The organism is Dapis brunnea BLCC-M229 (genome assembly GCF_050015995.1).
Taxonomy (GTDB): Bacteria; Cyanobacteriota; Cyanobacteriia; order Cyanobacteriales; family Microcoleaceae; genus Trichodesmium.
The window spans coordinates 1-13,354 of record NZ_JBNHEP010000277.1; the positions used below are offsets into that span (position 1 = coordinate 1).

Genomic DNA, 13,354 nt, shown 5'->3' on the forward strand with positions numbered 1-13,354 from the left:
GATGGACAACAGTAACTTTTACTCTTCTATCATTACATATTGAGCACTACCTAATCCCGATGGTTCACTCAGAGGTACTGATAACTGATAACTGAAATGAATCCTCTAATGCTATCGCAAATTTTAGCATAAGACTTTTGAAACTCCAATTGTCACCCTAGTTTTACCGAATAATTAATAATTATTAATTAAATAATTCAGCTTTATTAGCCTCCCCTTGAAAGTGGAAAAAGCGGTCGTTTGCAGAGCAGTCCGTAGGATGGGATGGCGAGGAAACCTCGCCATCCCTCGACCAAGAGAAAAGAAATAATATTTCCTTATATTCAATTCCCTCACGGTTTTAACCAGAGGTAATGGATAATTACCCATTAATGAAAGTTTCTTTAAAGTCTTACTACAAAAAACTGTATGAAAGTCTGTTAGATATTTCTTCTTTTCTCCCGGCCACATTTCTCTATTCTTGATAATTCAATAGTCAGCGGTTCTATTGCGACATACGCAATAGGAATTTTTACTTAGTATTATCTGCTAAATTGTGTAGCAATACCATCAAGAAATAATATTTAGATGGATTAAGAATTATATTCAATATCTGGGAACTATTAAATCAATACTATTAACTATCAATGGCTAATCAAACTAATGATATATTTACCCAAGCACGTCGGGGTAGTGTAGCAGCGATTATTCAAATTCTGAATGAACAGCTAGCTACATTAGATATCAGAATTAGAGCTATATTTTCTGATGGTGTTTTGCAAGTTTTATGTGAAGCACCTCAAGTTCAACAGTTAGAAAAGTCTAATATTGTAGAACAGGTTAAACAGACCCTTGAAGAAATTTCACCTCGTAATATTCAGCAAGTAAAAATTAATAGTAGAATTCTCCAAGAACAACAATTACTTTGGCTTGAGGATATTACTAGAGATCCAGAAAATCAATTACTTTGGTCTCAAAAAATCACTTTGGCTAAACCCAATATTTTCAAACAAATAACAAATAATTTTCAGACAAATAAGCCTCAACCAACTAAAATACCTCTGTCTAAAACTGTTTATTCTACGGGAATGCCAAAGCCAAATCAATTCCAACCTGATGTAATAGGCATTTTTTTTCTGAGTCTGCTGATGCTAACTTTAGGTATCCAAGTTAATAGATGGTTCAACCTCTCCGGAATAGATCAAATAAAAACTTCAGAAAATACAATTTCCCAGTCTCCATCTTCTACTAATAAAAAATATTCAGAAGATACTGAAGTTAAGTCGAAAGCAGCTTTTACTCAAGCAGTGCGACTTGCTCAAAAAGCTGTTGCTGATGGTAAAATTGCTCAGTCTCAAGAAGAGTGGGTAGCGATCGCCAAGACATGGCAACAAGCAGCAGAACTAATGTCCTCTGTTTCACCTAGTTATTCACGGTATGATGTGGCAGTGAATAGAGCTGAACTTTATCAAAAAAATAGTGAAATTGCTAAAAAAGAAGCAGAAAAAAGATGAGAAATTCTCTATTCTCTAGCAAAACTCGCTTCCTACCGTCTATAGAAAACCTAGCTTTGAACTCTTCTTTTCCCTTACGGTATCTTTTTCAACTAAATTTTTAGTTTAAAGCCCTCTTCTTTCTTCCTTGGAGTTAAATATAGTCATCTTCCCGAATTTTCCTTTCCCAGTTACCAAAAAAATGGGTTTAAAGCCCCGCCCTTCTAGGGCAACTTTTTTCTGTTTTCAAGTGGCAAATCATAGATATAGTATGTTATAGTACTACTGATTATTGTGACAAAAAGGAAGTAAAGTAAATTGTATGGATGCCAACAAGAGTTAATCAAAAATCTCGAATTTATTCGCTGTTTGGAGTATTTGTGTACCACAGTCAATAGAGTTATTAATTATGGGATTTATTTTGCAAGTCAATGGTACTTTAAATTAGGGTACATCACAGGCAAATATGATTTAGAGAAACTATAGCAATCCTAAATAGGTTGCGACAAATCAAAAAGTAAATAAAAAAACTGAAACTCCCACCTGTTCCTTGTTCCCAGTTAAGTGTTCCCTAAAAAGCAGTAATATTTTTGAGACGAATAAAATATGATTGCTATATTATTGTCAAATTTTAATTATAAATTTCTTCATTCTCGAGCAGCACAACAAACTCTCAGAGCAGTGGCAGAATCTTTTCAGTCCTACAAAGAGCTTTCTTACAAGCACTTAGCAGGAGAGTTTTCAAACAAACCTCAGCTTATAAAATATAGAAAAAAGGGAGGATTAGCATTTATAACTTATCCCAAACAAGCTCTAAAATTGACAGAAAATAAAGTCAGAGTACCTTTGGGTAAAAAAGTTCAAGCTGCTTTTAAAGTTGATAGTTTTTTGTTAAACTTTCCCAACAATCTTGACTTTAAAAAAATTAGAAAAATCAGGATTATACCTCGTAATAATTGTTTTTATGTTGAGTGGGTATATCAATTAGAAATAAAGCTACACAAAACTATGGAAAAAGACAAAGTTATTGGTATAGATCGTGGTCTTGACAATTGGTTAGCTTGTCTTAGCAATGTAGGAACAAGTTTTATAATCAGTGGCAGACATTTAAAATCAGTTAACCAATGGTACAACAAACAAGTAGCAACAATTAAAGACAACAAACCTCAAGGATTTTGGTCTATATGAATTTAGAATTAAGAATTAAGAATTTAGAATGCTGAACGCATTTTAATTCTTAATTCTTGAGCGATCAACAAAGCAGCAAAATTAGTGGTTAATCATTGTCTTAAATATAGAATTGACAGGATTGTTTTTGGATGGAATAAGGGGCAAAAAGATAGTATCAACATTGGAGCAAAAAACAACCAAAAGTTTATACAAATCCCCACTGCTAAACTCAAATAACGTATCAAGCAGTTGTGGGAACTACATGGAATAGAATTTATAGAAAAATGAAGAGTCTTATACCTCACAGGCGAGGTTTTTAGATGATGAATTATTGCCAATAATTGGTGAAAAACCCGATAGCTGGAAACCATTAGGAAAGCGAATTCAACAGGGCTTATATCAAATAAAAAACGGTTTATTACTGAATGCCGATGTTAATGATGCAGCTAATATTCTGAAATATCAACAACTTTGAGATTTTCTCTTAAAGGAGTTAGTAGAGGCAGTTTGATAATGCCTTTAAGAGTCCAATTTTGGATTGCTTAAAAATCCCCACCCTGAAGTGCAGGGAGTATCAAAATCAATGGATAGTGGATAGATTTACCAATGGATAATTGATAATTGATAATTGATAATTAATCAATTCGGTTTAAACCCTTCTATTTCAAGAGAAAAAAAGTTTAGGAGATTTCCTTATATTCAATCCTTGAGGGTAAAACCAGAGGTAATTATCCATTATTCATTATCCATTATCAATTAATGAAATAACTGAATCGTATGCTCACTCAAAAAGCTTCTAAGTCCCTTCGTTGGCAACGCACCCAATATTCTCCCCTGACCAGACAAATAGATGTTTTTAGTGCCACCGGAAAATTTTTTCTCTTTTTATGGTGGGATAATTTACTTCAAAATAAATCTTCCTCTATCAGAAAGCGTCGGGCTGAGTGGTTAGTCAAGACTATGCTCCATTTAGGTCCAACTTTTATTAAAATAGGTCAATCTCTATCTACACGAGCTGATATATTGCCGAAGGAATATGTAGAAGAGCTAGGAAAATTACAAGACCAAGTGCCTCCTTTTGAGACGACAGAAGCGATCGGTATTATTGAGTCGGAACTTGGCAACTCTCTTTATTCTCTGTATCGAGATTTTCAGGAACGACCTATTGCTGCAGCAAGTCTTGGACAAGTACATAAAGCTAATTTACAAACGGGAGAAGAAGTTGTAGTTAAAATACAACGTCCTGGGTTAAAAGTTTTATTTGACTTAGATGTGAAAGCTGTCAAAAATGTTATCCGTTTTTGTCAAAAGTATTTTGCTTGGGCTAAGAAGTATGATTTAGATGCTATTTATTATGATTTTTTTACCATTCTTTATCAAGAAATTGACTATGTGAATGAAGGAAAAAATGCTGACCGCTTTCGGGAAAATTTTCAAGGGTATCCAGAAATAATAGTACCTCGTGTTTATTGGACTCACACCACAGAAAAAGTTATAACTCTTGAGTATTTACCGGGAATTAAAATTAATGACCGGATGCGAATAGAAGCTTGTAATCTTAATCCGAAGCGAATTAATCAAATAGGAGTTTGTTGTTATTTAAAGCAGTTATTATTGGATGGTTTTTTTCAAGCTGACCCTCATCCAGGAAATTTAGCAGTTAGTTTAGATGGTGAGGTAATTTTTTATGATTTTGGCATGATGGCTGAGGTAAAGTCATTGACAAAAGACCAAATGATTCAAACATTTTTTGCTATTTTAAAAAAAGATGTCGATCGGGTGCTGAATACTTTAATTACCATTGGTTTAATTGAACCAATGCCAGATATGATGCCTGTAAGAAGATTAGTTAATTTTTTATTGGAAAATTTTACAGATAAACCTGTAGATTTTTATAATTTTGATGAAATAAAGGAAGAACTTTATGTATTATTTGAACAACAACCATTTCGTTTGCCTGCTCAAATGACTTTTATTCTTAAATCACTAACTACTCTAGATGGTATTGCTAGAGAACTTGACCCTGAGTATAGTTTAGTTAGTTCTTCTCAACCTTTTGTTAAAAGTTTAACTGTTGCTCAAGGTAGAAGTAGGATAGTAGGTGAACTGGCAAAACAGACAAGAGATTTTATTAAATATAAGTTACAACAACCTAGTAAAAGTGAGATTTTAATTCGCCAACTGGAAACAAGAATTGAAGATGGTGAAATTCAATTTAGAGTTCGTTCTATTGAAAATGATCGGTTATTAAAACGGATTAATTTAGCTTTAAAAACTTTAATTTTTTCTTGTATAACTGGTTTTACTTTCTTATCGGGTTCTGTTTTACTGACAGGAGGTTATATAAAGAGTGCAATTATAGTTTTTATCTTATCAGCATTGGGATTTATATTGGTATTAAAGTCAGGATTTCAGTTATCTGTTAGAGAAAAATTAGATAAAATGGCAGAGAAGTAAATATTTATTGATCTGGATTTTGTGGAGATAAAATAGTTAGTATTCAAGGGTCAATTAAATACTTCGACAGAACTAATTTAATATTTGGAGGAGGTAGGGAACAGGTAATCATTGTTATAATTGATTCGCAAATACACAAATAATTTTGTCTAAGTAAGTAGGTTGGAAAAAAAACTAGAATTGCTCAACATCATTTGTCTCTCGCCTTTTTCCTCTTGCCTAGTTATAACAATAATTTTTAATGCCAACCTACTTAGCTAATTATTAGCTGAGGCATATTTGATTTTTCAATATAGATAATGATAATATCAAGACTAGGACTTACGTAAAATATGCAATTATACCCCATATGTAGGGGCGATTCGCGAATCGCCCTTATTTGTGGGATGAACTATCGCCTTATGTGAAACACTAAATTTTAATTTATACTAATTTGAAATTTATGAAACCTAGAGGAAGTTTGTTCTGTTTCGTAGGTTTGTTGAAAGGTTGTCTGATTCTTTTCAATTTCTGAAAAAATCAAGACAAAAATTAGCAGTAGGTTGAGCTTCACTACCTTACAAAACCCAGGTTACTAAACTACAATCACAAAACATTTCATTTTCTCAAGCTCTAAAAAAATTTGCCCCTGTGGAAAGGAAAATCGGCTTGCATCCTCAAATAAACTCTGATACTATTATGTTATTGGGGTATACTCGCCCATACGCTAGACTTTTTATTCAACGCAAAAAAAATTAAAGTAGAAAGAAAAAAATAAGCGCGATCGTTCAACTAACTCTTTTAACTCTTTTAGTTGAAATTTCGACCTCTAAAATTAAATGCCGATAATCAAACATTTATAGCGGTTTTCATTAACATAGACTACAGCAATAGAAGTTAAATTAACTCGCTTAGAGAAATATAGTTTTTTTCTACATAGTCTACCTTTGTGAAAACCGCTATATATATCTACAAAAAAGAAAAATATGACTGAATTTTTTCTATGGGTAAATAACGACCAATAAAAACTAATTGAATTTGCCTAACCTCTACTTTTTGGCCGAGATTGTCATATCAATCAAAAGTTATCAGTTATCAGTTTTCATAAAAATAATCAGAGCGCGCTCTAACTCCTCGAAAACAAAATCCATAGATAGATTTATTTTGCACTGCGAAAAAACCTTTAATTCCGATACATTTCAGAATTTTGCATTAATTTTTTCAACTTTTCTAGTCACTCCTTTGGTAAAAACTCTTCCCATAAAATTAAATGCCGAGAATCAAAGATTTATATATTAAATATCCCCGGAAAAAAGGGGATGAAATATTTCATTTAATTAGATAAATTATTACCCAACTCAGATTGAATTTTTTCTAGTTCCAGAGAGCGACCAATTAATACCAACTTAGTTTCCCTAATCTCTTCTTTTTGCCAAAGACGGTCATAAAAATAATCAAAGCGATCACCCACCCCTTGCAAAACCAAACGCATAGACTTATTTGGCACCGCCACAAAACCCTTAACCCGATAAATCTCATAATTTGCCACTAAACCCTTCAACCTTTCAACTAACTCCTTAGGTTCAAACTCTTGCTCTAAAATTAAATTTACAGAATTAACTTCATCATCATGTTCGTGTTCTTCCTCTGTATCATGGTGACTAGGACGAGAATCTAAATTCTCCTCAACAGCAGCATTAAAACCCAACAATAAATCTGGATTAATTTCTCCTCCAATACAAGGAACTATTTTGACACTTTTAGGCAACTGTTCCCTTAACCAATTTTGCACTTTATTAGAAATAGCTTCATCCACCATATCAACCTTAGTTAATAAAACTAAATCAGCACAAGCCAACTGGTCTTCAAATAACTCCTCAATCGGAGTTTCATGGTCTAAATTTGGGTCAGCTTGACGTTGAGCCTCCAAAGCATCAATATCTCCAACCAAACTACCATTTGCCACTGCCTCACAATCAACAACAGTAACAACTCCATCAACCGTAGCAGAAGTCTTAATTTCCGGCCAACGAAATGCTTGTACCAAAGGTTTTGGTAATGCCAACCCAGAAGTTTCTATTAAAATAGAATCAATTTTTTCTCTACGTTTTAATAGTTCTTGCATAGTCGGAAAAAATTCTTCTTGCACAGTGCAGCAAAGACAACCATTTGTTAGTTCAACAATATTATTATTAAAATCTTCCTCATCACAAACTTGGCAGGAACGTAGAAGTTCTCCATCTATACCAACCTCGCCAAATTCATTAACTAAAACAGCAATGCGACGACCTTGATTATTTTGTAATAAATGTCGAATTGTCGTAGTTTTACCACTACCGAGAAAACCTGTAATTACAGTAACTGGAATTTTAGCACTCATAATTTTATTAGTATTTCTTGAACGTTTCTTGACAAAATTGAGAATCTGGAAAAGGAAGAGAAAAAAATAAATGAATGGAGTAAGTATTTAGCTTTCTGCTCTAAGCTTCTTAGCTAGGGCTTGCTGATTAAATATAAAAGCATTTTACAGATCGAAAGTTTGAGAAACTAATGGTCTGAAAAAAGTACCAGCTTTTGTGTTAATAAAGCTGAAAAATTAAGCATTTTGCACTAACGCGAAGCAGAAAATTTAAGTGGCTATGATGAACGACTACCTCTTGTACAACTCCCTGCTCCTCCTAATTCTTAACTACTCCCTACTCCCTCCGACCTACTCCCTACCTCAACAAAAAGACTTTTGGGTGCAAACCCTAGCTCTTAACTCATTTTCTTGGAAAGATAAATCATAATGAAAAACTGAGGGAAAATTAAAAGTTACATTCATTGAATATTAGCTAATCTTCCTCCTAATTTTTTATAGTTGGTGGTGAGCATCCTCAAGTATAAATTTAACTTCTGACTTCTGACTTCTGATTCATTCAAATATAGGAAAATAAACTGGTTCTAAGAGAAAGAAAACAAACATTTAAAAATATTTCTGAAGTCTATGCAAAAGTTAAGGGAGGAACTCTTGCCAAAACACCTTTTTTTAGTTTTTCAGGTCGTTCTGACCAAGGCAATAATCCATCAGGTTTAGAATAATAAAGACTTGCACATTCTAATACCGCTTCTGAAATTTCAGAGATAGTTTCACTTTGATAAGGTATATCTCCAAATACATAAGTATGCTTACCAGAAGCAACAAAAGAAACAGCACAAAAGTGACTACAAGCACTCATACATTCTACTGGTTTAATGGAAAAGCTATTACTTAATTGCCAATTTTTATGCTGTTGGGAAAGTTGTTTCAGTAGTTTTTCTCCCCCACTAATACCTTGTCTTTTTCCATCTTGCCAAACACTGGCACAAGTAGTACAAACAAATATAATATGTGGCATTGACATTTTGTTTTTTTTGATAATTTGTAGGAATCAATTGAATTGTGGCACAGCAATTCTCATACATAAAGTAGTTAGGTACAAAATTTTAGCTTTTATTGTTGCTCTGGTTTTATTTTTCGAGAACCTTAGATCGTGAGTTATTATTAAGTACCTAGACAAAATTAATTAGGAACGTAAATTAAATAAGACCGGAAATTTTTGATTTGTGCCTGAGAAACCTCTTTAGGGAATTTTCTCCGGCTTGATTTTGTTTTCATTTCTTACCTAATTTTATTCCCTATTGTTTTTACAATATAGGTTATTCAGCACCTAGAGTATGTGTAATTAATCTGGCATAACTACTTACCATTTATGAAAAGTAATAAGTACCATAACATAAATTGCACAGCTATATTTTCTGTAATACCTATATGAAAAGGATTTTAGTCTTATCAAAAATGCAATTAATTTTTTGTACCCACTTACTACACTTGTAAAGTGTCAAAATAACTATCAAAATAACAAATATTATTAAATACTTATATCACTTCAATAAATAGTATTTAGAAATATAAATATTGAGTATAGCAAAGTTTTTGAGAATTGGTATTAGGTAATAGATTCCTCCTAATATTATTTCAGAGTAATCTGTTCAAAAACTTCACAGTAACTTATACCAAATTAATATGAAGTTGCATATAAATATAATAAAATTTTAATCAGAGTTGACAGTATATAAAGACAGGGAAATTAATGAATTCATAATTCTGTGCAGTTTCACATAAAAATGGCATTAGGGTATGCAAAATTAATTAGAGTTTTATCCCCATTCCCCATTCAATTAAATATACAACCTAAAATTTTCTTCAATAAAGACCTTAACAAGGAATATAAAAGAAGAAAAATATAGCAACCCTATTTCAGTCGTAATATTTTGGTTGTAGTTAGATAGGGGAACAATCAGATTAGCGACGTACATAATTCAGAGTTCAGAATTATACAGCTTTTCCGTTATCCTAACTGTTATAAAAATTTTCATAACCGATTTTAGGATTGCTATAACCGCTTTGCTAATTTTAGCCATGATAGCTAAAAATTTTTAGAAATTTTAGAGTAATTATTTCAGTGAATAGAGTAACTACCAAAGGGTTAAGAAAATACTTCTTTCTATCTCCTGAATCCTAAAATTATACTATCATTCAGCAACGCCAAAATAAATGTACCTGACTAACTTGAAAAGCATTATCTTAGCTCAAGATAGCCCTTGTGAAAAATACAACTCCAATACTACTTATGGCTAAACCTAAAAAACGGATTAAAGCAAAGAATTGATTTTTCAAATAATTACTTACTAATTCAGCCAACTTCATTGCCAATAATGCTATGAATAATTGAATAGCAGTAAAGCCTACTAAATATGCTAATAATGGTGTCATTTCTGCACCAATAATTGCTTCTCCATAAGCATAACCATGAAATATACCAGCAATACCAGCAAAAATAATTAGTAATAAAGTATTTAGCTTTTGTTTAAAAGCTAACATTACACCAAAAGTAACTACTGAAAAGGCGATCGCTATTTCTGTTAAAGGCAAATCAATACTGAGAAGATGAATACCTGTTCCTAGCATTGCTGTAGCGAGAAAAGATGCTAGTATTGATATACCATTAGGGATTGTTGCTGCTATTAATCCGACTGCCACAACGAAAGCCAAATGATCCATTCCAATTATGGGATGTCCCATACCAGAAAGTAAACCTTCCCACAAATTAGCCGGTGTTCTACCCCCCATTGGATGATGAGCCATTGCTGATTCTACTGTGCTGAAGAAAATTAAACTTGCACAGGAAAATATGACAATAGCCCTAATTGTCTTCAACTGATTTCCCGGCCTAAGTTTTGTAGATTTGCTGTGTTTGTATATCATCCGTACCTCGCAGATGTATTATCTTAATGATTTTGTTTTAATGTTGGTGGGCATTCTGGCTTCAATAAATTTTAGATTTTTAATTTTTTCAATTAAATATAAAATCTAAAATTATCTCACAGTTGCGGGACAGCGTTGGATTTGCACCAAACTTTCCCCCTTACCTCTAACGACTGAACCCCGTTAGATCCAACATAGATTAGTCATCCTATCACAGTATTCCTCATCTGACTCAAATCACTTTTAATTTTTACAAAAATTTCCACATTTTATTCTGAAAAAATCTGTTCAAGCTAGCAGGTCATTTCAGTTATCAGTTAGCCTCCTGCGGAGGAACTGCGTTAACAGTACCTCCAGTAATAGGGAGGCAAGAAAATCCGGAATTTTCTTTTTTATCCCCTTGGAAGGGGAGGCTATTGACCTTATTTATTGGTTAAAATCTAATCTAAACTAGCCAAAAAGCCGATTAATTTTGAATAAGGATTAATTTTGAATAAGTAGGTGAGATTTGCCTTCAAAATTGTTGTTATGATAAGACAATTAGGGAAGCAAACTTTTTTCCAATTGGTATTATTTAGCATCTTATAGGAATAATACCAAATTCAAAAAAGATAGTTACAATTTGGCAAGAGGGAATAAGTAGTAGGGGAGTGGGAAAAACTCTTTAATATTGCGAAACTAAAGTTTTCTATAACGTAATAATTCAGCCGTCAGCTCTTAGCTATCAGCTATTAATTTATTATCTTTGAAAGATGAAGTAGAATTGAAATATTGAGCAAAAATCAAAAGTTACTCTCAAAGCAGATTAGCTAATCTTCCTATATAGCACAAAAGTCGTAAATAGCGCAACATTGATTGGTTTTCCCATCTCTGACCTCTCCTGACCGAGAGCGCGGGTCTTCAACCAACGTTGAGATAAATCAACCTGAAAACGAAAAATCTGGGAATGAAGCCAGAAGTCAGTTATTCAAAATTTTTCAGCGTTTTGAATCTCAAACGCTATTTTACGGATAATTAAACCAATCTACTTAGCTATTATGTAACATTAAAAATCCTCAAATAAAAATATACAGAATATAATTTAAAATAGAAGTATAAATTGTCAAATTAGACTTCAATATAACCAAAGTAAGGAGTTTAACTCAAGCACTTATCCTCAAATAACACGATTTAACCCCTTCATAAAGTAAATATCACCAAGGAAAAAAAACAAATATGTCCAAATACGATTCCCAGCTTAAATGTTCATTTTGTGGCAAGTCGCAAGATCAAGTCCGCAAATTAATAGCAGGTCCAGGGGTTTATATTTGCAATGAATGCGTAGAACTTTGTAACGAAATACTAGAAGAAGAATTATTTGAATATAGCAAAAATACTACTTCAGCTAGTCTAATAGAAGCACAATTAGAAAATCAAAACTATTCAGGGAAGAAAAAAATTCCTTTAGAAAAAGTTCCCAAACCTACGGAAATTAAGCAATATTTAGATGACCATGTAATTGGACAACACCAGGCAAAAAAAGTTCTATCAGTAGCAGTATACAATCACTACAAACGTTTAAGTTGCCAAACAAAAAATAATTGCCAGAAGAGCGTTGACTCTGATGTGGAATTACAAAAATCTAATATTCTCTTGATGGGTCCGACAGGTTGTGGCAAGACTTTATTAGCTCAAACTCTAGCAGAGCTACTAGATGTACCATTTGCAGTAGCGGATGCAACAACTCTTACCGAAGCTGGTTATGTAGGAGATGATGTAGAAAATATTTTATTAAGATTACTGCAAGTAGCAAATTTGGATATAGAGTCTGCTCAAAGAGGAATTATATACATAGATGAAATAGATAAAATTGCCCGTAAAAGTGAAAATACTTCGATCACGCGAGATGTATCTGGAGAAGGTGTACAACAAGCTTTATTAAAAATATTGGAGGGGACAGTAGTAAATGTTCCCCCACAAGGTGGACGTAAACATCCCTATCAAGATTTTATTCAGCTTGATACCAGCTCAATTTTGTTTATTTGTGGTGGTGCTTTTGTAGGTCTGGAAAAAATTGTTGAACAACGACTGGGAAAAAAATCCTTGGGTTTTATTCAGAGCGAGAATATTAATCAAGGTAGTATAGCTTTACCATCAAAAGAAAAACGGAATATTAATGTACTGAAAAATTTAGAACCAGATGACTTAGTAAAGTTTGGTTTAATTCCAGAATTTATTGGACGAATGCCAGTTTTAACAGTAATCGATCCATTAGATGAAACTGCATTAATGAAAATATTAACCGAACCACAAAATGCTTTGGTTAAGCAGTATCAAAAATTATTGAAGATGGATAATGTTAAGTTGGAATTTCATAAGGAAGCTCTAACGGCGATCGCTCAAGAAGCATATAGACGAAAAACAGGAGCTAGAGCATTACGAGGTATTTTAGAAGAGTTAATGTTAGATATTATGTACGAATTACCATCCCGTCAAGATGTTACCCGCTGCACTATCAGTAAAGAAATGGTAGAAAAACGTTCTACTGCTGAGTTATTATGGCATCCTGCATGGCATAAACAACATGAGTCAGCTTAGAAATATTGAAATAAAAGGTTCATTAATTGATAATTGATAATTACTCGTGGTTAAAACCATCGGATTGAATATAAGGTCTGTAGCTCTTGGCGACTATTGGAGATGGCACACTAAAAGTTGTTGATACATACGACCCTATGACACCAAGACTTTTGTGAATGGGTAGCAGGAGGGGGGGTTGTCGAGGAACTCAGAGAAATGTAAACGAAAACACCCTCTCCTCCTTACCGATTATAAGTCTAAGGTGTCAAGGGCTGTGCAAGTGAAGTCCTCACAGAGGAGAAGAGATAATCTCAGAATCTTGAGAAATGTAGGAAGCAAAGCAAAAGCAGATAATTCTAGTTAAATTTTTTATATTCAGGACTTACGCAGAGACACTATATATAGTGTCTGCCCAATATAGCGATATAGC

The 13,354-nt window shown here is 33.1% G+C and carries 8 protein-coding genes and 1 riboswitch; of the genes, 5 read left to right on the plus strand and 3 right to left on the minus strand.

What is annotated here, in order from left to right:
- Window positions 1-626 precede the first annotated feature (626 nt).
- From ACP6PM_RS32010 to ACP6PM_RS32025, 4 genes are all read left to right on the plus strand, one after another.
- Window positions 627-1,493, plus strand: a complete 867-nt coding sequence (locus tag ACP6PM_RS32010; protein ID WP_426590902.1) for a hypothetical protein — start codon at window positions 627-629, stop codon at window positions 1,491-1,493.
- A gap of 585 nt (window positions 1,494-2,078) precedes the next feature.
- The gene (locus ACP6PM_RS32015) at window positions 2,079-2,660 is read left to right on the plus strand and encodes a transposase (protein ID WP_426590903.1); all 582 of its coding nucleotides are present in this window, start codon (window positions 2,079-2,081) and stop codon (window positions 2,658-2,660) included.
- Window positions 2,661-2,973: 313 nt separating this feature from the next.
- Window positions 2,974-3,117 (plus strand): hypothetical protein, encoded by a 144-nt coding sequence (locus tag ACP6PM_RS32020; RefSeq protein ID WP_426590904.1) that lies wholly within the window; start codon window positions 2,974-2,976, stop codon window positions 3,115-3,117.
- A 302-nt stretch (window positions 3,118-3,419) separates the two neighbouring features.
- Entirely contained in the window at window positions 3,420-5,099 is a 1,680-nt protein-coding gene (locus tag ACP6PM_RS32025) for an ABC1 kinase family protein (RefSeq protein ID WP_426590905.1), read from the plus strand.
- A gap of 1,312 nt (window positions 5,100-6,411) precedes the next feature.
- Here ACP6PM_RS32025 and cobW read toward each other — a convergent pair.
- The 3 genes from cobW to ACP6PM_RS32040 all read right to left on the minus strand — a co-directional run bounded on the left by cobW (window position 6,412) and on the right by ACP6PM_RS32040 (window position 10,365).
- A complete protein-coding gene (cobW, locus tag ACP6PM_RS32030; RefSeq protein ID WP_426590906.1) occupies window positions 6,412-7,458 on the minus strand; it encodes a cobalamin biosynthesis protein CobW in 1,047 nt (348 codons plus the stop codon).
- Between the two features lie 604 nt (window positions 7,459-8,062).
- Window positions 8,063-8,455, minus strand: a complete 393-nt coding sequence (locus ACP6PM_RS32035) for a DUF1636 domain-containing protein (RefSeq protein ID WP_426590907.1) — start codon at window positions 8,453-8,455, stop codon at window positions 8,063-8,065.
- Window positions 8,456-9,684: 1,229 nt separating this feature from the next.
- A complete protein-coding gene (locus ACP6PM_RS32040) occupies window positions 9,685-10,365 on the minus strand; it encodes a HupE/UreJ family protein (RefSeq protein ID WP_426590908.1) in 681 nt (226 codons plus the stop codon).
- 28 nt (window positions 10,366-10,393) lie between these two features.
- Window positions 10,394-10,573, minus strand: a riboswitch (cobalamin riboswitch).
- 1,007 nt (window positions 10,574-11,580) lie between these two features.
- Here ACP6PM_RS32040 and clpX point away from each other — a divergent pair.
- Entirely contained in the window at window positions 11,581-12,942 is a 1,362-nt protein-coding gene (clpX, locus tag ACP6PM_RS32045) for an ATP-dependent protease ATP-binding subunit ClpX (RefSeq protein ID WP_426590909.1), read from the plus strand.
- The last annotated feature ends 412 nt before the right edge of the window (window positions 12,943-13,354 follow it).

Bases quoted from the DNA above. Each gene is read 5' to 3' on its own strand.
- ACP6PM_RS32010 (WP_426590902.1), top strand. From the start codon at position 627: ATGGCTAATCAAACTAATGATATATTTACCCAAGCACGTCGGGGTAGT.
- ACP6PM_RS32015 (WP_426590903.1), top strand. From the start codon at position 2,079: ATGATTGCTATATTATTGTCAAATTTTAATTATAAATTTCTTCATTCT.
- ACP6PM_RS32025 (WP_426590905.1), top strand. From the start codon at position 3,420: ATGCTCACTCAAAAAGCTTCTAAGTCCCTTCGTTGGCAACGCACCCAA.
- cobW (WP_426590906.1), bottom strand. From the start codon at position 7,458: ATGAGTGCTAAAATTCCAGTTACTGTAATTACAGGTTTTCTCGGTAGT.
- ACP6PM_RS32035 (WP_426590907.1), bottom strand. From the start codon at position 8,455: ATGCCACATATTATATTTGTTTGTACTACTTGTGCCAGTGTTTGGCAA.
- ACP6PM_RS32040 (WP_426590908.1), bottom strand. From the start codon at position 10,365: ATGATATACAAACACAGCAAATCTACAAAACTTAGGCCGGGAAATCAG.
- clpX (WP_426590909.1), top strand. From the start codon at position 11,581: ATGTCCAAATACGATTCCCAGCTTAAATGTTCATTTTGTGGCAAGTCG.